This is a genomic window from Janthinobacterium sp. 1L-D-8-B-C4 (genome assembly GCF_057291295.1).
The window spans coordinates 85,927-110,498 of the sequence record NZ_JBXAVX010000020.1 but is presented as its reverse complement, the minus strand read 5'-3'; the positions used below and the strand labels follow the sequence as shown (position 1 = coordinate 110,498).

Sequence of the window (24,572 nt, the reverse complement as noted above, 5' to 3'; positions counted from 1 at the left end):
AGGTTATTAGTTCCACACAGAAATATTTTTAACTTTCTTGATCTTACTGTCCGCTAATGTTCGTTAACGCACAGACCAAGATGGCCCAAACAGGCATTCTGTGGTCAGACGTCTGGAATTAGTGATTTCCTGGCACACACCAGGTACTCAGCAATTCAGGCTACCGGCAATCGTTTAAAAGGAGTATTCAAATGCATGCAATGACCCAGTCTCACGTGAAGAGCGAAATGAAGGCAGCGCACCAGGAACTTCGTGGAACCGAAAAAGGCTCCTCAATGGCAATGGTAGAGCGTGCCGCACCGATCCCCCCGGAGCGCATGAACCCGATTTCCATGGCGCCTATCGAGCGCGTTCGTTCCACTTCGGCCACCTTGCGCCGTATCGAGAACATGCAAAAGCTGATCGGCGAATTGTCGCTGCACGAAATGCTGGCTGATGAAATCGCCTGGTTCCTCAAATTCTCGCCATCGGGCGCCCGCAAATACATCCGCGACCTGCGCGAAGCGGGCGTGATCGAACTGGCCCGTTATATCGAAGGCACCGCCACCTACCTGGGCAAGGCTGTCTACCAGCTGACGCCAGACCCTGAGCGCGTGCGTGCCTTCCTGGCCGCCATCGTGCAGCCAAAACGCGAAGGCGCGCCACCGCGCAAAGACCGTCCGGGCCTGCGCGAGCAGAGCATGGCAGGCAGTGGCCGTCACTTCCACATCCTGGCCGACGACACGCATTACGCCATCCGCGTCAACCGCGGCCCGGTCACGCGTGATCCGCTGGTCGCCGCGCTGTTCGGCATGCCTCAGCAAAAAAGCGAGTAAGCCTGCGCCGGGCTGGCCTGCTGGCCTGCCGGCAGCGTAATGATAGTATTTACTACTATCATTACCATATGCAGTAGCAAAAGCCGGGTTCCGCCCGGCTTTTTGCATGGCGGCCACGGTTTGCAACGGGTTTGCAACGCGATTGAAAAGATGGCAATCAGCCCCATCTTGGCTGGACTGCCTAATCAAGGAGTCCCTGCCGTGCCCGATTTCTCCTGCTTCTTCCTGCCAGCGCCTGGCAACCCTTGCTCCGCTCTCGTGATCCGGGCCATCCCATGAATCCCTTGCTGTGGATCGCCCTGGTCACCGTCGGCATCGCGCTGTCGCTGTGGTTTCCGCGCTGGCGCCTGAAGCGCGCCTTGTCGCGCCCGCTGCCGCCCGAAGGGCTGGCCATGTTGGAAAGCAATATTCCCGTATATCGCCATATGCCGGCGCCGCTGCAGCAACAGCTGCGCCGGCTGGTGGTGCAGTTTTTGTATCAGAAGAAGTTTGTCGGCTGCGGCGGCCTGGAGATCACCGACGAGATGCGCTATACCATCGCCGGCCAGGCCTGCCTGCTGCTGCTGAACCGCGAAACGCTGGTCTATCCCGAGCTCGACACCATCCTGGTCTACCCGAATGAATTCGTTGTCACGCGCAATGAAGTGGGGCCGGGCGGCGTGGTCACGCCATCGGCCAACGGCTTGCTGGGAGAATCGTGGGGCGATGGCCGCGTGGTGCTGGCCTGGGACCATGTACAGCGCGGCGCAGCCGACTGGACCGACGGCCAGAACGTGGTGCTGCATGAATTTGCCCACCAGCTCGACAGCGAATCGGGCGCCGCCAATGGTGCGCCGTATCTGCCCAGCGTCACCAGCTACCGCAGCTGGGCCACGGTGCTGTCGCGCGATTTCGACAACCTGCGCCACGACGCCATCTATCACCAGCACAGTGTGATGGACCATTACGGCGCCACCAATCCGGCCGAATTCTTTGCCGTTGCCACCGAAACGTTCTTTGAAAAACCGTACCAGATGGCCGAGCATCATGCCGAGCTGTATGCCGAGTTTCTCAAGTTCTACAAGGTCGATCCGCGCGACTGGGCCACGGCGCCGGTCGAACCAGAACACATGCATTCGCCGTTTCCTGACTACGCGCCGCAATGGTAGGGCCGCGTTTCACGCCTTGAATTCGGCCACCAGGAAATCGATAAACACGCGCGTCTTGGCCGGCAGGTTGCTGCGGCTCAGGTAATACAGGTACAGGTCGGCCGGTGGCAAGGTGTAGCCCGGCATCACCTCGCGCAGCCGCCCGCTGGCCAGGTATTTCGCCACGTCCCACTCCGAGCGCTGCACGATGCCGTGGCCGTCCAGCGCCCAGTTCAGCACGATATCGCCATCGTTGCTCGACACCGCCCCGCGCACTTTCACCAGCTCGACCGAGCGCCCTTTCTGCAAGCGCCAAGTGCCGTACACATCGTCATTCTGCCGGTGCAGGATGCAGCGGTGGCGGTGCAGTTCTTCCGGCGTCTGCGGCTCGCCCACCTGCTTCAGATAAGCGGGCGAAGCGCACAGGAAGCGCCGGTTTCCCATCAGCTTGCGTGCCGTCAGGCGCGTATCGGGCAGCTCGCCAAAGCGGATCGCCACGTCATACGCTTCTTCGACCAGGCTGATCGGCCGGTCCGTCAGGTGCAGCTCGACTTCCACTTCAGGGTAGGCATGGGCGAAGCGCGAAACGATGGGCGCGATGCGCGTGCGGCCAAAACCGGGCGTGCCGTTTACGCGCAGCAATCCTTTGGGTGCCGCGCGGCCACTCGCCACCGACTCTTCCATGTCGCGGATCTGGTGCAATATCTGCGCCGCCTGCGCCAGGTACAGCTCGCCCTCGCTGGTCAGGCTGATGCGGCGCGTGGTGCGGTTCATCAGGCGCACGCCGAGGCGCTGTTCCAGCAAACTCAGCCGTTTGGTGACGGCGGGCGGCGTGATGCCCAGTTCGCGCGCGGTGGCCGCCATATTGCCCAGCTTGGCCAGCAGCACGAAAAACGCCAGGTCCGGTGCCGTCTCGATCTTCATCTGAAGTGAATAATGGTTTTAATTGAGGTGAATTATAAGCGTTCAATTCAAGAGTAAGCTGTGTTTTACTTTGACAGGAGCCACCCCCATGAAAATCGTTGAAATCCGTGAAAAGACCGTCCCCATCAGTTCCCCCATCCGCAACGCCTATATCGACTTCAGCAAAATGACCCTGAGCCTGGTTGCAGTGGTCACCGACGTGATCCGCGACGGCAAGCCGGTGATCGGCTACGGCTTCAATTCCAACGGCCGCTACGGCCAGGGCACGCTGATGCGTGAGCGCTTTATTCCGCGCATCCTGGAAGCGGACCCGGCCAGCCTGGTCGACGAGGCTGGCACCAATCTCGATCCGCACAAGATCTGGAACTGCATGTTTACCAATGAAAAACCGGGCGGCCACGGCGAGCGCTCGGTGGCGATCGGCACCATCGACATGGCGGTATGGGATGCGGTGGCGAAAATCGAAGGCAAACCGCTGTTCCAGCTGCTGGCCGACCGCTACGGCAACGGCACACCGGACCGGAATATCTTCGTGTATGCGGCCGGCGGCTATTACTACCCGGGCCAGAACCACGACAAGCTCAAGGACGAGATGCGCAGCTATATCGACCGCGGCTATACGGTGGTGAAGAAGAAGATCGGCGGCGCCGACCTGGACGAAGACTTGCGCCGCATCGATTCCGTGCTCAGCGTGTTGCAGGACGGCCAGAAACTGGCGGTCGACGCGAATGGCCGCTTCGACCTCGATACGGCCGTAAAATACGCCAAGGCCTTGTCGCAATACGATCTGTTCTGGTACGAGGAACCCGGTGATCCGCTCGACTTCGAGCTGCAGGCCACCTTGCGCAATTATTATCAAAACCCGATGGCCACCGGCGAGGACTTGTTCTCGATGCAGGATGCGCGCAACCTGATCCGCTACGGCGGCATGCGCGCCGACCGCGACTGGCTGCAGTTCGATTGCGCCCTCAGCTACGGCCTGGTGGAATACCTGCGCACGCTCGACATGCTGCAGGAACACGGCTGGTCGGCCAGGCGCTGCATCCCGCACGGCGGCCACCAGATGTCATTGAATATCGCCGCTGGCCTGGGCCTGGGCGGCAATGAATCGTACCCGGACCTGTTCCAGCCGTATGGTGGTTTTCCGGACGGCGTGAAGGTCGACAACGGTCATATCATGCTGCCGGAACTGCCGGGCATCGGCTTCGAGGGCAAGGCCGATCTGTACCGCGAGATGGTCAAGCTGGCGTAAGCGACTTTCCATCTCCTGGCGCCAGCTGATCTCTGGGCAGTGTGCGCAAGCGTACAGTCGCCGCCGGGTTGCAGGCGCACGCTATGCACGGTGGCGCCCATGCGCCGAGATCATCGACCAGCGACCAGGAGAACCATCATGTCACGCATTGTTGCAGCGCATTTCCAGTTACAGGACGAGGTCGCCGCGGCGCGCGCGGCCCTGGTCCGGGCGGGCTTTCCCGACAGCCGCATCAGTTCCTTTTTCGTCAACCAGCCGGGCCAGCATGACATGCATGCGCTGGGCGGCGACCGCGACATGTCGCCGGGCGCCAAGGAAACGCCGGAAGGCATCGCCGAAGGCGCCGCCGTCGGCGCGGCAGTGGGCGCAGGCGTGGGTGCGGCGGCGGTGCTGGTAACCGGGCCGATCGGTCCGGTGGTCGGTGCGCTGGTGGGCGCGCACGTGGGCTCGCTGTACAGTTTCAACAAGATGAAAGGCGCCGGCGAATCCGAAGAGGTCGAGCCCGGCGAAGGCAGCCCGCATGAAAACCTGCGCCGCCCACGCCAGCCCGGCATGCTGATCGCGGTTGCCGTCGACAGCGACGAGGAAGGCGAACGGGCGCTGGCCACCTTGCGCGAGCTGGGCGCGCGCGATCTGGAACAGGCCGAAGGGCGTATCGTCAACGGCGACTGGGAAGACTTCGATCCGCTCAGCATCCCGGTGCGCGTGGCTTGACGCGGCATGCGCACGACAGCCGTGCGCCGGCGCCATTTTCCCTGTTACTATTAATCGCATTAATAGTGCCGACAGGGATGCTTCCATGCGCCAGAATTGCTTGGAATCATTGTTACTGTCCGTCATCTTGCCAGCCGCACGCTAACGAGTATGGATAGGGGCGCGTCATGACACAAGCATGGTTCATTCTTACCCGGCCCGACGGGCGCGATATCAGCGCCCCCACGCCGACCCAGCTGGCCGAAGCGCTGGAGCAGGTGTATCGCGAGGCCGGCGCCGGCCCGGGCGGTGACCCTGCCAGCGCCATGCTGCGTTTCGGCTACGACGACGGCCTGATGTACCAGGTGGAGGTGGCTAGCGGTGGCGAAGTCACTTTCGAGGAATGGTCGGACCGCGATTGCGAGATCGCCCTGGCCAGCCCGCGCCGCATGACGGCGCTGCGCCAGGATGATGCGCTGCAGCTGTGGCAATGGCTGGCGCAGCGCCAGGTGGCCAAGATCCGTGCGCAGACCTGGCATTCCGAAGGCTGAACAAAGCTCAGTGCGCCATCAGCACCGGTATTGTCATGCTTTGCAGCACCGTGCGCGTGACGCCGCCAAGGATGGTTTCGCGCAGCCGCGAATGGCCATAGGCGCCCATCACCAGCAGGTCGGCCGACAGCTCGGCCACCTGCGTCAGCAAGGCTTCGCCGATATCGCCGCGCCGCGTGGCGCCACCATCCAATAACAGCAGTTTTGCCTGCACGCCGTGGCGCGCCAGGTATTGCAGCAGGTCGGCGCCCGGATGGGCGCCGTGCTCTGCCGCATGCTGCTGCGCGTCGAACACGGCTACGTGCACCTGGCTGGCGCGCTGCAGCAGCGGCAGGGCGGCGCTGACGGCGCGGCTCGCTTCCTTGCTGCCATTCCATGACACCAGCACATTGCGCGCCGCCGCCGGCATGCTCGCTTGCGCCAGCGCATGGGGCACGATCAATACCGGCCGGCCCGAATGCAGCAGCACATAGGCTGGAAAGTCGCGCATCACCGACGGCGACTTGTCGGCCGCGTTGTACTGGCTGATCACCACCAGATCCGCATAGCGCGCCAGCAGGCTGATGCCGCCGGCCGCCTCGTCGTCGATCACCCGCTCTTCGTACGAGGCAACTCCAAGGCTGCTGGCCTGCTGGCCGAAGCCGTCGAGCGCGCGCGCCGCCCGCTCACGCAGGAAATTGAGGTGCAGCGTCAGGTTGGGGTCGGCGTCCAGGTCGGGCTGGTGCTGGTACAGCAGGCGCGACACGCCCGTCAGGGCCACGCCCGTCAGGTGGCCGCCGCAGGCTTGCGCCACGCTGGCCGCCAGCGCAATGCGCGCATTGCGCCCGGCGCCGTCATCGATATGGAGCAACACGGTTTTATACGTCATGAGCCGGCCTTTCAATGAGAACTGGCCCCTATTCTGGCACAGACGCGGTGCACGCTTGCGCACGGCTGTACCAGACTGAGCCCTTGATCTTGCGCAAAGTCGCTGATGAAAACTCTCCTACACTTGATCCCACTCAGAAAAACAATTCAAAGGAGGCGAGATGACAGAACAACGAGTGGCGCTGGTGACTGGCGGCATGGGTGGCCTGGGAACGGCACTGTGCCGCCGCCTGCACCGCGCCGGCTTTACGGTGGTGGCCATGCATACGCCTGGCAATGCGCGCGTGGCGCACTGGCTCGAAGAGCAGCGCGCCGACGAGTTCAACTTCCATGCGCTGGCCGCCGATGTCGCCGATTTCGACGCCTGCCAGTCGGCGGTTGGCCATGTGCTGCAGCAGCTGGGCCGGGTCGACGTGCTGGTCAACAATGCCGGCATCACGCGTGACGCCAGCATGCGCAAGATGGAGCGCACGCACTGGAGCGAAGTGATGCGCACCAATCTCGACAGCATTTTCAACATGAGCAAGCAGGTGATCGAACCGATGCTGCTGAACCGCTGGGGCCGCATCATCAATATTTCGTCTGTCAATGGCCAGAAAGGCGCTTTCGGCCAGTGCAATTATGCCGCCGCCAAGGCTGGCGTGCATGGTTTTTCCAAGTCGCTGGCGCTGGAAGTGGCGCGCCATGGCGTGACCGTCAATACCGTCTCGCCTGGCTACCTGCGCACGCAGATGGTGACCGCGGTGCCGCCCGGCATCATGGAAACGAAAATCCTGCCGCAGATTCCGCTGGGGCGCCTGGGCGAGCCGGACGAAGTGGCGGCGCTGGTGGCCTACCTGGCGTCGGACGAGGCGGCTTTTGTCACCGGCGCCAATATCGCCATCAATGGCGGGCAGCACATGAGTTAAGTTGATCGTTGGTGGAGGAGACCCGGCAGCCAGTGCGCACACAGAGGCGGACGGCTGCCGGCGCAGCAGAGCGGCAGTGGCGTGGTGGCAAGACAAAGGGCAGGGCAGCGATGCCTTGCCCTTTGTCTTGGTCGGCATGCCCGCAGGCAGCACCATCAATCGCCGGCCACCTCCTGCAGCCGCTCGCGCACCGCCGCCAGCGTCGCCAGGATGCGCTCGGGGCTGCGCGCCAGCACGGCCCGGCCCAGGTTCAGCAAGCCGGTCGCCAGGCTGATCCAGTGGCTGACGCTGTCGTGGCGGGCGATGCGCTGGCGCACCGCGTCGAGCAGTCCGCTCAGCTGGCGCTGGGCCATCGCCAGCCCCGTGATGATGTGGCCGGCGGCATCGGCGTACAGCGCATTGGCTTGCTGGCGCAGCGCCACTTCCAGCGCGAACACGGCTTGTGCCTGGGCCTGGGTGATGCCGGCCTCGCCCAGGCTGGCGCGCTTGCCGATGGCGCGCATGACCGCGGCATGCAGGGTGCTGGCCGCCTGCGACAGGCTGTCGCCCAGTTGTTCGACGCGCATGGCGCTGCCGAGGGCGGCGTCGCGTCGCTCCTGTTCGCTCATCGCAAGGCTCCCAGGCCGGCCAGGCGCGCATGTTCCTGCGCCAGCGCCGCCAATTGCCGCTGCGCCAGGGTATGGCGCAGGCCGTAGAGCCGATATTCGTCGGTCTTGCTCTGCTGCACGGTTTTCGCCAGCACCGCCAGCAGGTGCTGCGGCGGCGTATCGGCAAACGGGATCTCGGTTTCCAGCAAGCCCAGCACGATATCGCGTTCATTGTCGCCGGCCTTGTCGTACAGGCGCAGCAGGCTCGTCAACGTCGATACCAGCGTTTGCAGCGCCGCATCGCCTTCCTGCATCAGCTGGCCCAGCATCTGGCGTTGCTGCGCTTCGCCGTGCATGCGCGCCAGCAGCCGCAGCAAGATGGTGTAGGCGCTGACCGCGCGATCATCGATGCCGGTGCCGGGCCAGGCGCGGATTGTCACGCCGGCAGCGTTGATCTCGCTGGTGTAGGCAAAACGGTCCTGGCGCGCCAGCTGGCCCAGGCCCAGCAGGTATTGCGACACGCCCCGTTGCAGCAGCGCCACATCTGCATGCATGGCGCGGCGCTGGCGGTCGAGCAGTTTTTCGCTGGCATCCTGCCGTGCGTCGAGGTAGGGCCGCAGGCGGTCGTAGCTGTCGCGGTGGCGCAGCGCCAGTTCGCCAAACGCTTGCAGGGCCTGGGCGTCGTCGGCCAGCGCCAGCACTTGCGCGGTGGCGGGCGCGCTGCTGGTGGCGGTGGCGCAACCGCCCAGAAGCAGGCTCAACAAAAAGAGGGCAATCGCAGGTTTCATGGCGCGCGAAAAAACAGGAGGAAAGCCGATTATCTGCGCCTGCGGATGGCAGGCCATTGCGTTACGGCAATGTTCATGGCATTCTGCCGGCCGTTCGTCGCCTTCCAGGGGGCGTTTGTCGCGCCGCAGGCGGGCTTGGTCCAAAGCTGGCTGTGCGGCGCACGATGTTTGGCCAGAATGGTGTTCATGCAGCCGGGCGCGACCGCACGGCGCTCACCGCACCACAGACCGATGCGCAGGCATCACTAATCAAGGAGTGTCATCATGAAAAAATTCGTTTTCTCCGTTCTGACTTTGTGCGCCATGCTGCCTGCGGCGCAGGCAGCATGCACCTTTAACACCAGCACGCAAGATAGCATCCGGGAAATCGTCACCGCTGCCGGCGGCTGGCCGATCAGCGATGCGCAGTGCGCCGTTCTCAATGCCAAGAAGCTGAGCTTGCTCGTCAGCGGCGACGCCACCGTGCTTGACGGGGTTTCCGTGGCGTGGGCGGCGGTATCGCTGATCGACAGCAGCGCGCGCATCAAGGCCGATGCGGGCCGCACATCGACCTATGTCAATACCAAGAAAGCCAGTATCGATGTGGCCAACGAGATGCTGGTCAGCGCCGTCAAGGACAGCCTCGCGCAACTCGATTTTGACAAGGCCGCAGCAGAAATCGATGCCTATCGTGCCAGGAACAAGGCCAAGCGCTAAGCTCTGGTATCAGGCGGCGCGCTGCGGCGCCACCAGCGCCGCGTCCGTCCCCGCAAACACAAAGCCGGCCCAGTCGAGCGGCGGGCGGCCCTGCCGTATCATGGCCTGCTTGGCGCGGTGCAGGGCCGCGCCGGGTGCCATGCCCGCGCCGATATGGCCGTACAGAAGCCGCATCAGTTCCGCGCTTGCCTCGCTGGGCACGCTCCACAGCGAGGTGATGGAACTGCGCGCGCCGGCCATTTCCACCGCGCGGCGCAGGCTGGCCAGTCCTTCGCCCGGCAGCACCGTGCCATTGCCGGTATTGCAGGCCGACAGCACCACCAGTTGCGTGCCCTGCAAGCGCAGGCGCGCGATATCGTTGGCCAGCATCAGGTCGGCCTGGCCCTCGCGCGACAGCAGCAGGCCGGCGCGCCGGCCGGGCAACAGCATGTCCATCCATTCCTGTTCCTGGCCCGGCGTTTGCGCCGTGGCAGCGTCGATATCCTGGCCCAGGATGGCATGCGCCGCCACATGCAGCACGATCGGGGTGGTGCTCGACTGCATGGCGTCGATACTGGCGTGCCGGCCTTCGTGACGCACGCTGGCGATGCCCAGTTGCCGCAGGCCGTCGGACACGGCCTGCGCTTCGTTTGCCGTGTCGGGCAAGGGCGCGACAGCGACCAGGCGTTGCCGCTCGCCGGCGATGACCTGGCCGGGCATGGCAAAGCGCATGGTGGCGGCGGCCGGCTGCGCCAGGCCACTGCCGTAGGCGGGATTGGCGAAGATGGCAGCCGGCCCCGGCGCTGCAGTGGCGGCCTGCTCGTGGCGCGGCAGCAACTGCCAGGGCGAACTGACATGGCGGCAACTGCGTGACAGTGCCAGCGGCTGGCCGTGGGCGTCGGGCAGGGCATCGAAAGGCAGCAGGTGCAGAGCGGCGTCGGCATCGATGATCCATTCGGGCGCCGCCAGCACGGCGGCTGGCAGGTCCTGCAGCAGCAGTTGCGCCAGCGTTGCCGCGCTGGCTGCGTCGGACCGGCGCGTCAGGGCGCCGCGATAGCGGTGCACTGCCTGTTCCAGCGCCGCCTGCGGACCCAGGTCGCGCAGAGCTATGCCCGAGGCGTGCACGCAATAGCGCAGATAGCGTGGCGGCGCGGCGGCCAGCGCGTTTGCCGAAGGGGGCGTGTAGACGAAAAAACCAATCAGCGCATGCTTGCCGAGGCTGCTTTGCAGCTGCGCCAGGTCGACGCTGGCCAGGCCTGCCAGGCGCAGCGCGGCCGAGGCCTGGCTGATCAGCAGGCCGTGCATGGCCGACAGCTTCATGAAGACGGTAACATCGGTCAGCGTCTGCGGCAGCGCGGCGATCTGGTCTTCCAGTTGCCGCAGCTGCTGGCGGCAGGCGATCAGTTGCGCATCTTGGCTGGCATTGAGCCTGTGCATCAATGTTTCCTGGTAGTGCGCGCCGCCGCCTTTGGCGCTCAGCACGGCGTGCAGCAGTGCGCCGGCATGGCTGTTCAAGCCGCCTGAGCGGCGCGCCTGCTCCAGCTGGGCCGAGACGATGGTGCGGCGCATGGCGACGCCCGACCACAGGCCTTCCATGGTAACGCCGGTTTGCTCGAGGCAGGCAAAACGCTGGCCGTTGGTGCGCAAGGCTGCGGCGTAGGCCTCGCCGGCGGCCGCTTCCTGGCCCGCCTGCCACAGCAGCAGGCCGACCTTGAAATGGCGGTATTCCTGCGTCAGCATGGCGGGCAAGTCGTCCGGTGCCGCTTGCAGGGTGGCGATGCGCTGGCGGTAAAAGCGTGCCAGCCGCGCAAAGTCGCCATCGGCGTGCAGCGCGCGTGCCGTGGTAAACCACAGTTCGGCCGTGGCGTGGGTGGTGTCGAACGGTATTTCGCCGACGCTGCGCAAGGCCTGCGGCGCGGCGATGGCCGACAGCAACTGGCGGCCATATTCGATCTTCAGCAGCTGCTTGCCCATCGCTGTTTCCATCGCCGCCGGCAGCCTGGCAAACGGCTGCAGCTGTTCGGCCATGATGCGATCCTGGGTCTGGATCGCCTGGAACAGGACCTCGAGCGCCTGGCGCGTGCTTCCCAAGGCCAGCTCGGCAAAGCCATAGTGCGGCAAGACCATGGCGCGAAACGGCCAGCGCCGCGCCGGATCGGCTTCGACGATGGCCAGCGCCTCGGCCAGCAAGGTGTGGCCGGCGAGGAATTTATTCTGCAGCAACATCATGTTGCCGGCGCGCGTTTTCGCATCGAGCAAGGGAAACACGCTGGTGTCGATGGCAGTGGCGGCCGGCGCTGGCGCGGCACGCCCCCACGGCGCGGCCAGGCTGGCCAGCGCCGCCAGCAAGCTGCGACGGCGGACACCATGTGTTTTCATTGCATCGTGCGGTTGGCGTAGAGCGTCAGCCAGCGCTGCCACGCTTCGGGCGTGAGCGCGGGCTGGCCTTGCGGCGCGATGCACTGCTTCAGGCTGCCGGCATCGGCCGCTTGCGCCACGCAGGCGCGCAGGCGGCGCTGCTCCGCTTCCATCTGCTCGCGCTGCACCAGCTTGCCGCGCAGCGCCGCGCGCCAGCTGGCCGTGTCACGGTATTGCCGCTCGTCGCCGGGCATGCATTGCTCGGCGCTCAGGCGGATGCGCTCGGCCACCGCCTGCCAGCGGCTGGGCGGCAAGGCGCCGGCGCCCGGCAGTTTCCAGGCCGGCCCCAGCTGCTCATCCATGCACAGTGCCGTTTCCAGTTCCAGCGGCTGTCCGGCCGCCAGTTCCAGCTGTTGCAGCCTTTGCATCTGCAGCAAGGCTGCCGGGTCGAGCGGCGCCGCCTGTGCCATGCCTGCCAGCGTCAGCAATGGCGCCAGCAGGCAGGATAGTGACGGGGACAAGTTGGATGGCATGGCCGGCAAGGCCCGCAGGCGTTGTGAGTGATCCCAAGTATAACAGCCACAACAGTGCCTGGCGGCAATATGGCCTGCGCTTGATCGCCCTGCGCGGGGCCTTCCTCGCCGGTTTGGCGCCATTCGTCGCAAGCTTGCTGTGCCGTGCGGCGCTGTCTGACAGAATGTCGGTTTTGCGCCATGGACGCGCCGCCATCGCTGGCCTATCATTGCCGGGATTTATTTTCAGGAAAGTATCACATGAGCACTGCCATTCTGGCCGACGATGAACCGCATATGCGCGCCGCCCTGCGCGAACAACTGCTGGCGCTGTGGCCCGGCCTGCAGGTACTGGGCGAAGCCGAGGACGGCGTGGCCGCGCTGGCCATGATCCAGGCGCTGCGGCCGGACATCGCCTTTCTCGATATCCGCATGCCGGGCCTGACGGGCCTGCAGGTGGCCCATGCGCTGACCGCCAGCACGCGCGTGGTGTTTGTCACCGCGTTTGACAATCACGCGCTGCAGGCCTTTGAAGCCAATGCCGTCGATTATGTGCTCAAGCCCCTGGCGACGGAACGGCTGGCAAAAGTGGTGGCGAAATTGCAGCAGGGCGCGCCGTTGCCCGGCCTGGCCGCGGCGCTGGCGCAGCTGGGCGTGGCGGTGCCGGCGCAAGTGCCGGTCGAACGGCTGGAGTGGCTGCATGTCGCCGTTGGCAAGGAAGTGTGCATGCTGCATGTCGACGATGTGTATTTCTTCGAAGCCGACAGCAAATACACGCGGGTGGTGGGCGAGGGCTGCGATGGCCTGATCCGCCATTCGCTGCGCCAGCTGAGCGACCGGCTGGAGCCTGGACTGTACCTGCAGACGCACCGCAGCACGCTGGTCAACCGGCGTTATATCCGCGCCGTGCACCGCCATGGCGAGGTGATGGAAATCGAGCTGAAGGTCGATCTGCCGCGGCTGAAAGTGTCGTTGCCGAACCACCATCTGTTTCGCGCGATGTGATGGGCGCGCCTGCTTCGGGGCATGCCGCGCGCGCGCTGGCCGGCGTGCTGGTCCTGCTGGGGCTGGCCCTGCTCGAATGGCTGGGCGGCCAGGTGCTGGGCAGCAGCTGGTCGGCGCAAGGCGTGCTGGCCGGCCTGGCGCTGGGCGCTGTGCTGTTGCTGCTGGCGCTGGCCACGCGCCGGGTGCGCGGCGAGCTGGCGGGCGCCGCTGTCGCCGCCCTGATGGCCGTGGGCGAACTGGCGCTGGGCGCGGTGGTGGTGTTTGCGCTGGCCGCCAGCGCCGCCGCGCTGCTGCCGTTGCCGCTCAGTGGCAGCTTCATGCAGGGCGACCGCGCCACCGATTTCATCGTCTTTGGCGCCTGCGCGCTGGCTTTGCTGGTGGCCGGGCGTGCCAGCTTGCGCCACCTGCGCCAGCAGCGGCGCGCGCTGGCGGCGCAACTGGCGGCGGCGCAGGCGCAAGCCACCCTGGCCGAGCGCGAGCGCGCGCTGGCGCAGGCGGAAACGGCCTTGCTGCGGGCGCAGGTGGAACCGCATTTTTTGTGGAATACCCTGGCCCATGTGCAATATCTTGCCACCAGCAAGCCGCACGATGCGGCGGCCATGACCGGCCATCTGATCCGCTATCTGCGCGCGGCGGTGCCAGGCGGCACGCACGGTGGCGGCACCATCGGCTCGGAAATCGATTCGGTGCGGGCCTACCTGGAAGTGATGAAGATACGCATGGGGGCCAGGCTCGACGTCGTCTGCGTGATGGCGCCGGAATTGATGGACGTGCCGCTGGCGCCCTTGCTGCTCCATACCCTGGTGGAAAACGCCATCAAGCACGGGCTCGAACCGAAGACGGGTGCCGTGCGGCTCGAGGTATCGGCATGCCGCGACCCCACCGCGCCCGACATGGTACTGCTGGAAGTGAGCGACACCGGCGTCGGTTTGCAGGCGGCGCCGGCCACGCGCGGCGGCGGCCTGGGCCTGCGCAGCGTGCGTGAAAGGCTGGCCCTGCAATATGGCGGCAGGGCGCGCCTGAGCGTGGCGGGCCGGCCCGGCGGCGGCGTGCTGGCGCGCATTGCCTTGCCCTTGGAGTTATCCACGGCGCCATGAAAAAACCGCCCGTCAATTGCTTGACGGGCGGTTTTTGAAAGGAGCTTGCCGTGCCTTAGCGGCCGCGGCCGCCCGAACGGTGGTTCGCTGCCGAACGCGGCGCGTTGCCGGAACGGTTGCCGCCGCCACCGCCGCCCGATGGGCCGGCGCTGCGTGGCTTGGCGCCGCTGCCGCCGGTTTTCACACGTACCACGGCGCCGGCTGGCGCGCGGCTGTTGTTGCGGTGGCCGCCGGTGCCGCTGCGCAATTGCACAGGCTGGGCGCGGGCGTTCAGGTCCGGCTCGAAGCCTTCGATGACTTCGCGCGGCAGCGTTTGCTTGATCAGCTTTTCGATGTCTTTCAACATTTCGTGCTCATCCACGCAGACCAGCGACACCGCTTCGCCCTTGGCGCCGGCGCGGCCGGTACGGCCGATACGGTGCACATAATCTTCCGGAATGTTCGGCAGGTCGTAGTTGACGACGTGCGGCAGCTGGTCGATATCGATGCCGCGCGCGGCGATGTCGGTGGCCACCAGCACTTGCAGGGTGCCGTCCTTGAACTCGCTCAGCGCGCGCGTGCGTGCCGACTGGCTCTTGTTGCCGTGGATCGCCAGCGCGCCGATGCCGTCTGCGCCCAGTTGCTCGACGAGCTTGTTGGCGCCGTGCTTGGTGCGGGTAAATACCAGCACCTGGGTCCAGTTGTTCGACTTGATCAGGTAGGACAGCATCGGGTGTTTCTTGTCGCGGTCGACCGGATGGATCTTCTGCTTGATCACTTCGACGGTCGAATTGCGGCGCGCCACTTCGATCATGGCCGGCTTGTTCAGCAGGCCATCGGCCAGGGCCTTGATTTCTTCCGAGAAGGTGGCCGAGAACAGCAGGTTCTGGCGTTTCGGCGGCAGCACGGCCAGCACTTTCTTGATGTCGCGGATAAAGCCCATGTCGAGCATGCGGTCGGCTTCGTCGAGGATCAGGATTTCCACTTTCGACAGGTCGACCGTGCCCTGGCCCATATGGTCGAGCAAGCGGCCCGGCGTGGCGACCAGGATGTCGACGCCGTGTTTCAGCTGCTTGATTTGCGGGTTGATGCCGACGCCGCCGAAAATCACGGTCGAGTTCAGCTTGGTGTACTTGCTGTAGGCGCGCACGCTTTCTTCGACCTGGGCGGCCAGTTCGCGCGTCGGCGCCAGGATCAGCGCGCGGATCGGGCGAGTCGAGCTGTTGCTGGTGATGGCCGCGCCATTGGCGTCGGTCGACAAACGGTGCAGCACGGGCAGGGTAAAGCCGGCGGTCTTGCCGGTGCCGGTTTGTGCGCCGGCCAGCAGGTCGCCGCCAGCCAGCACGGCTGGAATCGCCTGGGTCTGGATCGGGGTCGGTACGGTGTAGCCGTGTTCGGTAACGGCACGAACGATAGCGTCGGACAATCCGAGGGAGGAAAAGGACATGGTAACTTTATTGTGAGATCGGCCTGTCGCCATCGTGAGGCGCCAGTCGCAGGCAATCAGATTAGGGTCGAAAGACAGCGGCAAGGGGACTGGTCATATGTGCCGCACCCGCGAAGTATAACAGCATGCAGAAAAAGCGCTGTAACTGATTCAGATCAAGCATTGCCTGAGTGGCGCGCTCGATCCGGTGATCGCCCTGCGGCGGGCGGCGGCGCAGGGCACGGCGGAGATCGAACCGGTACTCGCGCTGGAACGTCAGGGCAAGGGCAAGCAGGGCATGGACGCCATGCGCGCGCTGCTGGCGCAAATCGGCGAGGCCGAAGCAACCTTGCTGGCCGCGCGCAGCAGCACGGCGGCGTCGCTGCAGGCGCAGACGCGCTGGGTGCTGCTCGGTGGTGGCGCCCTGACGATGCTGCTGGCGGCGATGATCGCGATGTGGCTGGCGCGCAATATCAGCCGGCCGCTGCACTCGGCCATCGAGGTGGCGCGCCAGGTGGCCGAGGGCGACCTGACGGTGCGCGCCGAGGTGAAATCAAAAGATGAAACTGGCGAATTGCTGCAGGCGCTGCGCGACATGACGGCCAGCCTGCTGCGCATCGTCACCGAAGTGCGCGGCGGCACCGACAGCATCGCCACCGCCTCGCGCCAGATCGCCGCCGGCAACCTCGATCTGTCGTCGCGTACCGAGCAGCAGGCCAGTTCGCTCGAAGAAACGGCGTCGTCGATGGAAGAGTTGACCAGCACGGTGCAGCAAAACGCCCATAGCGCGCAGCAAGCCAATGGCCTCGCCGCGTCGGCCTCGACGGTGGCGGGCAAGGGCGGCGCCGTGGTGGCGCAGGTGGTCGACACCATGGGCTCGATCAATGCGTCGTCGCGCAAGATCGTCGACATCATCGGCGTGATCGACGGCATCGCCTTTCAAACCAATATCCTGGCCCTGAACGCGGCGGTCGAAGCGGCGCGCGCGGGCGAACAGGGCCGTGGCTTCGCGGTGGTGGCCACCGAAGTGCGCAACCTGGCGCAGCGATCAAGCCAGGCGGCGCGCGAAATCAAGGAACTGATCAACGATTCGGTGGCGCAGATGGAAAGCGGCGCGCGCCTGGTCGACGAGGCCGGCACCACCATGCGCGAGATCGTCGACAGCGTGCGCCAGGTCAGCAGCATCGTCGGGCAAATAGCGGCTGCCAGCGACGAGCAGCGCGCCGGCATCGAGCAGGTCAACCAGGCGATCGTCCAGATGGACCAGGTGACCCAGCAGAACACCTCGCTGGTGGAACAGGCGGCGACCGCCGCCGAAGCCATGCAGGACCAGGCGGCAGCGGCCGCGCCGGCGACTGTCCGTGTGCGTGCCGCTGTCCGTGCGCCGGTGCATGCGCCGGCCGGCAAGCCGCGTCCCGGCGAAGATGAATGGGAAGAATTCTAAGGCAAATAAAAATCGTGTGACACTTGTCGCAGAAACTGCTTGCACAGCATGTGACAGTTGTCGCATAATCGTTGCACACACTACTGCAAGGAGTCCCATGGCCACGCCCTCCGTTACCGAACTGACGTTATTGAAAGCCCTGTGGAAAGGCCAGCCGTTGTCGGCGCGCGCGCTGCACGCCAAGGTGGAAGCCGAACTGGGCTGGTCGTTTTCGTCGACCCGCAAGACGGTCGAGCGCATGCTGGAAAAAGGCCTGCTGGTGCAGCGCAGCGAGCACGGCGTGCTGGTGTATGAAACCGGCGCCGACAAGGTGGCCACCCTGGCCGCGTTTGCCCATGATTTCGGGCGGCGCGTGATGGAGCTCGACAGCCCAATGCCGGTGACCATGTTTACCGGCAGCAAACTGGTCGACCAGCAAGAACTGGCGCAGCTGGAACAACTGCTGCAGGACTGGCCCAGTGACGGGAAGGAATAAGCCATGCCGATGATGTTCTTGACCCTGCTGCAGGCCAGCGCCGCCTGCCTTGTCACCGGCCTGCTGCTGTGGTGCTTGCTGAGCCTGGCGCAACGGCGCTGGCCTGCGCTGGCGGCCCAGCGCGGCGTCTGGCTGTTCGCGCTGCTGGTGCTGGCCGCCGCATTCGTGCTGCCGCTGCTGCCCGATACCCGGCAGCTGAGCGTGGTGCCCGAACTGAGCGTGCCGGTGGCGTTGGCCGGTGCCGCGCCCGAGGTGCCGCTGGTCATGGACGCGCCAGCCGCCGGGCTGCCGTCCGCTGCCTCCTGGCTGGCGCTGGTGCCCCCCGCCTGGGGCCTGGTCTATCTGCTGGGCGTCGCCGTCACGGCCTGGCGCTGGCAGCGTGGCCGCGCCATGTTGCGCACCTTGCTGGCGCTGGCGCAGCGGCGCCGGCTGCATGGCGTCGAGGTGCTGGAAGTGGACGCGCCGATTTCGCCGATGCTGGTTGGTGTGTGGCGGCCGCGCTTGCTGTTGCCGGCGCACCTGGCGCAGTTCACGCCGGAACAGCAGCAACTGGTGATTGCCCATGAGCTGACGCATGCCCGCCGCCGCGACCCGCTGATGCTCTTGTTGGCGACCCTGCTGCAGGCGCTGCTGTGGTTCAATCCGGCCGCGCGCTGGCTGGCCGGCAAGCTGGCCTGGGCGCAGGAACTCGGTTGCGACCGCCAGGTGCTGGCCGGTCGTCCCCAGCGCGAGCGCCAGCAGTATGCGGCGGCGCTGGTCAAACAACTGGGCCTGCAGGCGCAGCCACTGCCGGGACTGGCTTTTGGCGGTGGCCGCATGGCGGAACGCTTGAGCCATCTGCGTGACGGTCAGGCGCGCCTGCATCCGCTGCTGCGCGCGCTGACGGCGCTGGCCTTGTGCGCCATCGGCGCGGCCAGCCTGGCGCTGCAGCCGGCGCTGGCCTGGTCGGTAGCGGCCACGCCTGCCGCCGTGCTCACTGCGACTGCGCCAGCCACGGCGCCAGCTGCCTGGCGCAATCCGCTCGACACCATGCGCGTCACCGGCTTCTTTGGCGTGGTGCGCCAGATGACGCCACAAGGCCATCGCGGCATCGACCTGGGCGCCCGGCGCGGCACGCCGGTGCATGCTGCGGCCGACGGCATCGCCAGCGTCAGCGAAGATGCGCGCCTGGGCAAGGCCGTGCGCATCGACCATGGCGGCGGCATCGAGTCGCTGTACGCCCATCTGGACCGGGTCACGCTGACCACCGGCATGGCCGTCACGGCCGGGCAGGCCATCGGCACGGTGGGCGATACCGGCCTGGCGACGGGACCGCACCTGCATTTCCAGGTGAGCCGCAACGGGCGCCTGCAGGACCCGCAGCAGTGGCTGGCCGGCCTCGACGCCAACGCCACCGCGCGCTCCCTGCGCATGCGCAAGGAGCAATTCGGCTACTGAATTCGCGTCTTCGACATGCCGGCCCGGGGTCACGGGCCGGTACCACCACCTCCAGGAATCCCCATGCGTTACACCATACTGCTATGCAGCCTCGCGCTGCCATGGCCGGCCGCCGTGCGCGCCGACGATGTTGTTCCCTCGGTCACCATCAGCGCCGGCAAGCTCGAACAGCGCCGCAACGACACGGTCTCAAGCATGATCGTCGGCCACGACGAACTGATACGCCAGGGTGACCGCGCCCTGCTTGACGTGCTCAAGCGCCTGCCCGGCATCACCGTCGGCGCGGCAGCGGGCGCCGGGCAAAGCCAGATCCAGCTACGTGGTTTGGGCCAGGGCTATACCCTTGTCATGCTCGACGGCGTGCAGGTGCCCGCCGGCTTTGCGCTCGACAGCATGGACCCGGAACTGGTCGAGCGGGTCGAGATCCGGCGCGCCGCCACGGCCGAGTTTTCCACGCAGGCGATCGCCGGGTCCATCAATATCGTGCTGAAAAAGGCGGCTGCAAAGCCGCAGCGCGAGCTCAAGCTGGGCGCATCAAACAGCCATGGCGTCAACGCCGGCAGCGCCACAGTGCAATGGTCGGGCCAGCAGGAAACGCTGTCGTATGTGCTGGCCGGCACGCTGAGCCGCACGGCGCGCGAGCATGATATCGACGAGTGGAACCGCAGCCTCGATATCGACGGCAATACCACCGTGCTGCGCCACACACCGCAGCGCGAAACGGTGGGCGTCAACGCACTGGAACTGGCGCCGCGCCTGACCTGGACGCTGGCGAACGAAGGCAGCCTGGCCTGGCAGAGCCTGGTCAGTTTCAAGCGCATGGCGACGCGTCACCGGGGCCTGGAAACGGCATATGTTGGCGGCAACAGCAACTATCCCGACAATCACAGCGACTTCGACCAGGATAGCAGCACGTTGCAAAGCGACCTGCACTGGCTGCGCAAGCTGGACGCTGGCGCCAGTCTGGACCTCAAGCTGGGCCTGCAATACAACCACCGCGCCAACGATTTTGTGTTCGAGGGCGCTGGTACGAATCGCGTGCTGCGCGCGACCCACCTGGTCGACTCCGGTGTCGACGATGTGGGCGCTACCTTCAGCGGCAGCTACCGGCTGCCACTGGGCCAGCACCATCTGCTGGCCGCCGGCTGGGATACGGGACGGCGCCGGCGCGCGGACTTTCGCCGCGAACGCCAGTTCGGGCTCGATGAGGCACCCGAGCTGTCGGACGAAGACTATGCTGCCACCGCCACGCGGTTCGCCCTGTATGCGCAGGACGAATGGACTGTTTCAACGCGCTGGTCGCTGTACCTGGGTCTGCGCTGGGAAGGCTTGCGCACGGCCAGCCGCGCCGGCGATGGCGTTCCGGTGGACGTGCGCTCGCAAGTGTGGAGCCCGCTGCTGCAAAGCCGGTGGCAGCTGGGCCGCGAAGACCAGCTGCGCCTGGCCGTCACGCGTACTTATAAAGCGCCCGAAATCTTCGAGCTGATCCCGCGCCGCTACACGGTCGACAGCGGCAACAGCGCCACCAATCCGGACAACCAGGGCAATCCGGCGCTGCGCCCGGAGCTGGCCTGGGGGCTGGAAGCTGCCTGGGAATATTATCCGGCCAAGGGCGCGCTGCTGGGCGTGAGCGGTTCGCTGCGGCGTGTCAAGGGCGTGATGCACGACCAGCTGGCCCTGCTTGACGGGCGCTGGTTGGCATCGCCCGTCAATGGCGGCAATGCGCTGGTGCGCGGGCTGGAACTGGAAGCCAAACTGCCGTTCGGTGCGCTCGATGTGCGGGCCAGCCTGGCGCGCAACTGGTCGCGCGTGAGCGGCGTACCCGGCCCCGACAATCGCCTGGACAGCCAGCTGCCGTGGAGCGCCAGCGCAGGCTTTGATTACCGGCTGGCACGCCTGCCGCTGTCGGTCGGCGGCAGTGTCAGTTACCAGGCGGGGCGGTACTCGCGCACCTCGGCCGCCTTGCTTGCGTATGCCGGCGTCAAGCGTGACCTCGATCTGTATGCGCTATGGAAATGGAGCGAGCGGCTGCGCCTGCGCGTGTCCGGTGCCAACCTGCTGGGACAAGGCGAGGTCACACGCAGCCGTTACGACGATGGCGCCGGCAGCATGCTGCGCAGCGTGACGAAGGGCAGCTACCGCACCCTGCGCGTGATGCTGGAAGGGGCTTGGTAGCGCTTGAAATCAATCATCGAAAAAATCGAACATTACTTGGCAAACTTTGCGTTTTAACTTTTTCATTTCGTCCCGCATACTGCACAGCACTAGCCCGGCACACAGAAGCGCAGCAGGGAAATCAAGCACGACAGATCAAGTTTTAACACATTCAAATTTTTCGACCATTTAAAGGAAACCATCATGCCTATCGCCACCGCCCAAGCCGCTCAAAAACTGCTGACCCCGAACGACCACACCCTGATCATGATCGACCACCAGTCGCAGATGGCGTTTGCCACCCGCTCGATCGACCTGGCCTTGCTGCGCAATAACGCGGCGCTGGTGTCGAAGGCGGCCGCCGAATTCAAGGTGCTGACAATCCTGACGACGGTGGCCGAAAAATCGTTCTCCGGCCCGGTCTTCAGTGAAATCCAGTCGGTGTTTCCCGACCTGGCGCCGATCGACCGCACCAGCATGAATACCTGGGAAGATGTGCGCATCGCCGAGCGCGTCAACGCCCACGGCAAGGCCAAGATCGTGCTGGCCGGCTTGTGGACGTCGGTATGCATCGTCGGCCCGGCGCTGTCGGCCCTGGAACAGGGTTTTGAAGTGTATGTGATTGCCGACGCCAGCGGCGACGTGTCCGACGAAGCGCACCAGATGGCGATGCAGCGCATGATACAGGCCGGCGCCCAGCCAATGACGTCAGTGCAATACCTGCTGGAACTGCAGCGCGACTGGGCCCGTGGCGAGACCTACAATGAAACCGTGGCTACCGCCGTGGCGCATGGCGGCGGCTACGGCCTGGGGCTCATTTATGCAAAAACCATGTTCAACGCCAGTGAAGGTCATTGAACCTGCAGCCGTTATTTCGAGATGCGCAGTATCGCCGAAGCCAGGCGCGTAAAGCACGGGCTGAGGTCGCTCTCGGTGGCCGCATAGCAGTACAGGCCGGACGTCTCGGCCGGCTTGCGGCAGCTGCTTTTGGCGTCCAGTGTATTGGCCATGCAGCGCAGCAGGTCTTCGCCTTTTTCATTGTCCGGCCCTTCCGCCGTCGTCAGCGAGGCACCCATGCCGAGGGTGAAGACGAAAATGCCTTCCTGGCGCGCCTTGGCTGCCACCGCTTCGGCCAGGTTGCGCGAAGCGCGGTGCACATTGGTCCATTCCAGCAGCGGCGTGGCCAGCGAACTGGTGACCACGCGCGGCGTGGTGGTGACGATGGGAAATTCGCGCAGCGCCGTGTCATTGGCCTGCGCCGCCGGGTTGTGCGGGTTGTACCAGGCGGGCAGGGTGGTCAGATTGTCGACATCGCAGTAGGTGGTCGGCGCCAGTTCCGTGTCGGTCTGGTCCATGCGGTACAGGCCGCGCAGGGGCGAGGCCGAGCCCGGTTTGTCGGTCAGGGTGGCGATCGAACCGGGCGTCCTGCAGTTGCCGCTGGTCGCGGGGAAAAAGTAGGAAGAAAACGCGGCTGGCGAGCCGTCCGAGAAAAACACGATCACGCGCAGGCTGGAGCGGTTGACCTGGTCGATGCTGTTGAGCTGGTTGCGCGCCTGCCACATGCCTTCCGAGGAATTGGTGCCGCCTGTAAAACTGTACAGATTGACGGCGCTGGTGGCCACGGTGCGGTCGAAGCCCCGGTTGACCGGCTTGATCGGCAAATCGACCTGCACTCCGGTGGCGAAATGCAGCAGGCCGACCCGGTCTACCGTGGTATTGAATTTGTTCAGGAACGATACGCCGGCCGCGCGCACCGCTGCCGCATTCGGGCTCAGCGAACCCGAGGTATCCATCACCAGCACCATGTCGAGATCCTTGCGGATGGTTTGCGCGCTGGCCGCCACGTCCAGCGTCTTGAAGCCCAGGATGCCCATCAGCGACACCGGCAGCGACGCCGTGGCTGTCACGTCGACCGTCACCGTGCCCTTGTCGAACGTCACGCCGACCGGGTTGAGCACCGGCGTGGAGAGCAGGTATTTGTCGGGATAATTGACGTCGAAAAATTCGCGCGCGGCCTGGCGCGCATTGGCCGCCTGCATGGTTTGGTTGTCGCCCAGGGTCACGCCGCGCGCGGCCGCCAGGCTGGCCGAATCGACGGCCGCATTCAGTTTCGCCTTGACCAGGTAGCCCAGGCCCGAATCGATCGCCAGGCCGACGGCGGCGATCAGCATGATGGCCGACAGGGCGACCAGCAGCAGCACATGGCCGCCTTGCCGTTGCCGGATGAAAGAGGGAGTGGCGCGCATCAGAATACCGTCATCGAGTACAGGTTGGGGCCGAGTGCCGGCAAGGTGGCGTCGGTCAGCCGCGCGGCGCCGAACACCAGGTCGAAATTGTAGAACGTCTCGACCGAATAAATCAGTTCGCCATCGGCCAGCTGGCCCTTCATCAGCGTCACCACTGGCGCGCTTTCGCCCTTGCCGATGCCGCTGCAGGTGCCGGCGCTGTCCCAGCTGGAACAGCTCCAGACCTGGCTGGCCGGCTGGTAGCCGCTGGTTTTCGCACCGGCGTTCCAGCGGTATTGTTCCAGCACGATGTTGCGCAGTCCGCTCTTGGCCGTGTAGCCCATGATCTTGGTAATGTAGATCATGCCGCGCTTGTTCATGTCCAGCGGCGGCGTGGTGGCGGCCAATGCATCCATGATGGTCTGGCTCGAACCGGACAGATCGGCCGTCGAGCGCGACGCCAGGTTGGCGCCTTCGCGGCTGATATTGAGCAGGATGATCTTGGCCTGGATCGCGCGCGACAGGTCGACCACCATCAGCAGCAGGATCACCAGCAGCGGCAGCACGATGGCAAATTCGACGGCGGCGATGCCGCTTGCGTACCTGCGCCGCTGGCGGGAAAGAGGGTGTCGGGTCATATGCTGCCGCTGAAGCTTTCATTGCGCATGGTCGCGGCCACCACGAAATGCGCCTTGCCGTTGTTGAAGAACGCCGCCATCATCGGCGTCACCAATGGCCAGTTGCAATCGAGCGATATGACGACGATATCGCCCGGGTTGCCGAACATGCCGGCGCCGCTGTTGGCCCCGCCGCTGACATTGGTGACCGACACCGTTGGCGGCCCGACCTTGTCGTACATGCCCATCGAGCTGTCCTTGATCTTTTGCATCACCGCCTGGTAGCGCTGCTGGCTCGAGGTATTCGGGTCGAGATTGCTCTGGCCGGTGACCGCATAGCGCGCGCCCTCGCGCACCGCGTGCTGCATCGTCAGGTTGGCGAAATACACCATGCTCAGTTCGATCACGCCTATCATCAGCATCAGGAAAGCAGGTGCGATGATGGCGAATTCGACGATGGTGGCGCCGCGCTGGGCCAGCGTGCCGCGCGGACCGCGGCGCCGGCGTGCCGTTGGCAGGGGAGGAGTCATGACAGTATCCGGTGTGATTTTTTGCCCGGGAAAGCCGCCGGAGCCGGGCGTGTTGGCGGTACGCCTCTTTTTATTCTATATTGCTTTATGCCGCAATAGTCGGAAATATAGTTGCTTTCAATATAA

The 24,572-nt window shown here is 65.3% G+C and carries 24 protein-coding genes and 1 pseudogene; 14 read left to right on the top strand and 11 right to left on the bottom strand.

The window, feature by feature from the left end; genetic code table 11:
- Nucleotides 1–227: 227 nt before the first annotated feature.
- Nucleotides 228–815 (top strand): winged helix-turn-helix domain-containing protein, encoded by a 588-nt coding sequence (locus tag AC0Z42_RS26985; protein ID WP_485471165.1) that lies wholly within the window; start codon nt 228–230, stop codon nt 813–815.
- 275 nt (nt 816–1,090) lie between these two features.
- Entirely contained in the window at nt 1,091–1,963 is an 873-nt protein-coding gene (locus AC0Z42_RS26980) for a M90 family metallopeptidase (RefSeq protein ID WP_485471147.1), read from the top strand.
- A 9-nt stretch (nt 1,964–1,972) separates the two neighbouring features.
- On the opposite strand, the gene AC0Z42_RS26975 is transcribed toward AC0Z42_RS26980, so the two are convergent.
- Complete coding sequence (locus tag AC0Z42_RS26975; protein ID WP_485471146.1) at nt 1,973–2,866, bottom strand: LysR family transcriptional regulator; 894 nt, start codon at nt 2,864–2,866, stop codon at nt 1,973–1,975.
- 88 nt (nt 2,867–2,954) lie between these two features.
- Here AC0Z42_RS26975 and AC0Z42_RS26970 point away from each other — a divergent pair, with 88 nt between their 5' ends.
- The 3 genes from AC0Z42_RS26970 to AC0Z42_RS26960 all read left to right on the top strand — a co-directional run bounded on the left by AC0Z42_RS26970 (nt 2,955) and on the right by AC0Z42_RS26960 (nt 5,362).
- Nucleotides 2,955–4,118, top strand: a complete 1,164-nt coding sequence (locus tag AC0Z42_RS26970; RefSeq protein WP_485471145.1) for a mandelate racemase/muconate lactonizing enzyme family protein — start codon at nt 2,955–2,957, stop codon at nt 4,116–4,118.
- Nucleotides 4,119–4,256: 138 nt separating this feature from the next.
- A complete protein-coding gene (locus tag AC0Z42_RS26965) occupies nt 4,257–4,832 on the top strand; it encodes a hypothetical protein (protein ID WP_485471144.1) in 576 nt (191 codons plus the stop codon).
- A 167-nt stretch (nt 4,833–4,999) separates the two neighbouring features.
- Entirely contained in the window at nt 5,000–5,362 is a 363-nt protein-coding gene (locus AC0Z42_RS26960) for a hypothetical protein (protein WP_485471143.1), read from the top strand.
- 7 nt (nt 5,363–5,369) lie between these two features.
- Here AC0Z42_RS26960 and AC0Z42_RS26955 read toward each other — a convergent pair whose 3' ends face one another.
- The gene (locus AC0Z42_RS26955) at nt 5,370–6,230 is read right to left on the bottom strand and encodes a universal stress protein (protein WP_485471142.1); all 861 of its coding nucleotides are present in this window, start codon (nt 6,228–6,230) and stop codon (nt 5,370–5,372) included.
- A gap of 160 nt (nt 6,231–6,390) precedes the next feature.
- On the opposite strand from AC0Z42_RS26955, the gene phbB reads away from it, so the two are divergent.
- A complete protein-coding gene (gene phbB, locus AC0Z42_RS26950) occupies nt 6,391–7,137 on the top strand; it encodes an acetoacetyl-CoA reductase (protein WP_485471141.1) in 747 nt (248 codons plus the stop codon).
- Between the two features lie 155 nt (nt 7,138–7,292).
- Here phbB and AC0Z42_RS26945 read toward each other — a convergent pair whose 3' ends face one another.
- From AC0Z42_RS26945 to AC0Z42_RS26935, 3 genes are read right to left on the bottom strand one after another with little or no spacing between them, the layout of a single operon-like run.
- Nucleotides 7,293–7,745, bottom strand: coding sequence for a hypothetical protein (locus tag AC0Z42_RS26945; protein ID WP_485471140.1), 453 nt, complete (start codon nt 7,743–7,745; stop codon nt 7,293–7,295).
- The gene (locus tag AC0Z42_RS26940) at nt 7,742–8,512 is read right to left on the bottom strand and encodes a hypothetical protein (protein ID WP_485471139.1); all 771 of its coding nucleotides are present in this window, start codon (nt 8,510–8,512) and stop codon (nt 7,742–7,744) included. Before AC0Z42_RS26940 ends, AC0Z42_RS26945 begins: the two co-directional genes overlap by 4 nt.
- Nucleotides 8,513–8,541: 29 nt before the next feature.
- On the bottom strand, nt 8,542–8,700 hold the full coding sequence (locus AC0Z42_RS26935) for a hypothetical protein (protein ID WP_485471138.1): 159 nt from the start codon (nt 8,698–8,700) through the stop codon (nt 8,542–8,544).
- 76 nt (nt 8,701–8,776) lie between these two features.
- On the opposite strand from AC0Z42_RS26935, the gene AC0Z42_RS26930 reads away from it, so the two are divergent.
- Nucleotides 8,777–9,208 carry a hypothetical protein gene (locus tag AC0Z42_RS26930; protein WP_485471137.1) on the top strand — a complete coding sequence of 144 codons (432 nt, stop codon included), beginning with the start codon at nt 8,777–8,779 and terminating at the stop codon, nt 9,206–9,208.
- Between the two features lie 9 nt (nt 9,209–9,217).
- On the opposite strand, the gene AC0Z42_RS26925 is transcribed toward AC0Z42_RS26930, so the two are convergent.
- Both AC0Z42_RS26925 and AC0Z42_RS26920 read right to left on the bottom strand, forming a co-directional pair.
- Complete coding sequence (locus AC0Z42_RS26925) at nt 9,218–11,566, bottom strand: CHAT domain-containing protein (protein WP_485471136.1); 2,349 nt, start codon at nt 11,564–11,566, stop codon at nt 9,218–9,220.
- On the bottom strand, nt 11,563–12,066 hold the full coding sequence (locus AC0Z42_RS26920; RefSeq protein ID WP_485471135.1) for a hypothetical protein: 504 nt from the start codon (nt 12,064–12,066) through the stop codon (nt 11,563–11,565). The genes AC0Z42_RS26925 and AC0Z42_RS26920 overlap by 4 nt, the downstream gene beginning before the upstream one ends.
- Before the next feature lie 252 nt (nt 12,067–12,318).
- On the opposite strand from AC0Z42_RS26920, the gene AC0Z42_RS26915 reads away from it, so the two are divergent.
- Together AC0Z42_RS26915 and AC0Z42_RS26910 are read left to right on the top strand one after the other, a co-directional pair.
- Nucleotides 12,319–13,062, top strand: coding sequence for a LytR/AlgR family response regulator transcription factor (locus AC0Z42_RS26915; RefSeq protein ID WP_485471134.1), 744 nt, complete (start codon nt 12,319–12,321; stop codon nt 13,060–13,062).
- Complete coding sequence (locus AC0Z42_RS26910) at nt 13,062–14,159, top strand: sensor histidine kinase (RefSeq protein ID WP_485471133.1); 1,098 nt, start codon at nt 13,062–13,064, stop codon at nt 14,157–14,159. The genes AC0Z42_RS26915 and AC0Z42_RS26910 overlap by 1 nt, the downstream gene beginning before the upstream one ends.
- A 55-nt stretch (nt 14,160–14,214) precedes the next feature.
- Here AC0Z42_RS26910 and AC0Z42_RS26905 read toward each other — a convergent pair whose 3' ends face one another.
- Nucleotides 14,215–15,585, bottom strand: a complete 1,371-nt coding sequence (locus AC0Z42_RS26905) for a DEAD/DEAH box helicase (RefSeq protein ID WP_485471132.1) — start codon at nt 15,583–15,585, stop codon at nt 14,215–14,217.
- 166 nt (nt 15,586–15,751) lie between these two features.
- Here AC0Z42_RS26905 and AC0Z42_RS26900 point away from each other — a divergent pair.
- From AC0Z42_RS26900 to AC0Z42_RS26880, 5 genes and pseudogenes are all read left to right on the top strand, one after another.
- Nucleotides 15,752–17,008, top strand: a pseudogene (locus tag AC0Z42_RS26900) (methyl-accepting chemotaxis protein); the annotation flags it as partial.
- Nucleotides 17,009–17,105: 97 nt separating this feature from the next.
- The gene (locus AC0Z42_RS26895; protein ID WP_485471131.1) at nt 17,106–17,483 is read left to right on the top strand and encodes a BlaI/MecI/CopY family transcriptional regulator; all 378 of its coding nucleotides are present in this window, start codon (nt 17,106–17,108) and stop codon (nt 17,481–17,483) included.
- A 3-nt stretch (nt 17,484–17,486) separates the two neighbouring features.
- Nucleotides 17,487–18,920, top strand: coding sequence for a M56 family metallopeptidase (locus AC0Z42_RS26890; RefSeq protein WP_485471130.1), 1,434 nt, complete (start codon nt 17,487–17,489; stop codon nt 18,918–18,920).
- A gap of 63 nt (nt 18,921–18,983) precedes the next feature.
- Entirely contained in the window at nt 18,984–21,095 is a 2,112-nt protein-coding gene (locus tag AC0Z42_RS26885) for a TonB-dependent receptor plug domain-containing protein (RefSeq protein ID WP_485471129.1), read from the top strand.
- 183 nt (nt 21,096–21,278) lie between these two features.
- Nucleotides 21,279–21,932, top strand: a complete 654-nt coding sequence (locus AC0Z42_RS26880; RefSeq protein WP_485471128.1) for a hydrolase — start codon at nt 21,279–21,281, stop codon at nt 21,930–21,932.
- 11 nt (nt 21,933–21,943) lie between these two features.
- Here the strand turns inward: AC0Z42_RS26880 and AC0Z42_RS26875 are convergent, their stop codons facing one another.
- The 3 genes from AC0Z42_RS26875 to AC0Z42_RS26865 are packed head-to-tail and all read right to left on the bottom strand — an operon-like array spanning nt 21,944 to nt 24,446.
- A complete protein-coding gene (locus AC0Z42_RS26875) occupies nt 21,944–23,320 on the bottom strand; it encodes a vWA domain-containing protein (RefSeq protein WP_485471127.1) in 1,377 nt (458 codons plus the stop codon).
- Nucleotides 23,320–23,937 (bottom strand): TadE/TadG family type IV pilus assembly protein, encoded by a 618-nt coding sequence (locus tag AC0Z42_RS26870; RefSeq protein WP_485471126.1) that lies wholly within the window; start codon nt 23,935–23,937, stop codon nt 23,320–23,322. The genes AC0Z42_RS26875 and AC0Z42_RS26870 overlap by 1 nt, the downstream gene beginning before the upstream one ends.
- The gene (locus tag AC0Z42_RS26865) at nt 23,934–24,446 is read right to left on the bottom strand and encodes a TadE family protein (RefSeq protein ID WP_485471125.1); all 513 of its coding nucleotides are present in this window, start codon (nt 24,444–24,446) and stop codon (nt 23,934–23,936) included. Before AC0Z42_RS26865 ends, AC0Z42_RS26870 begins: the two co-directional genes overlap by 4 nt.
- Nucleotides 24,447–24,572 lie beyond the last annotated feature (126 nt).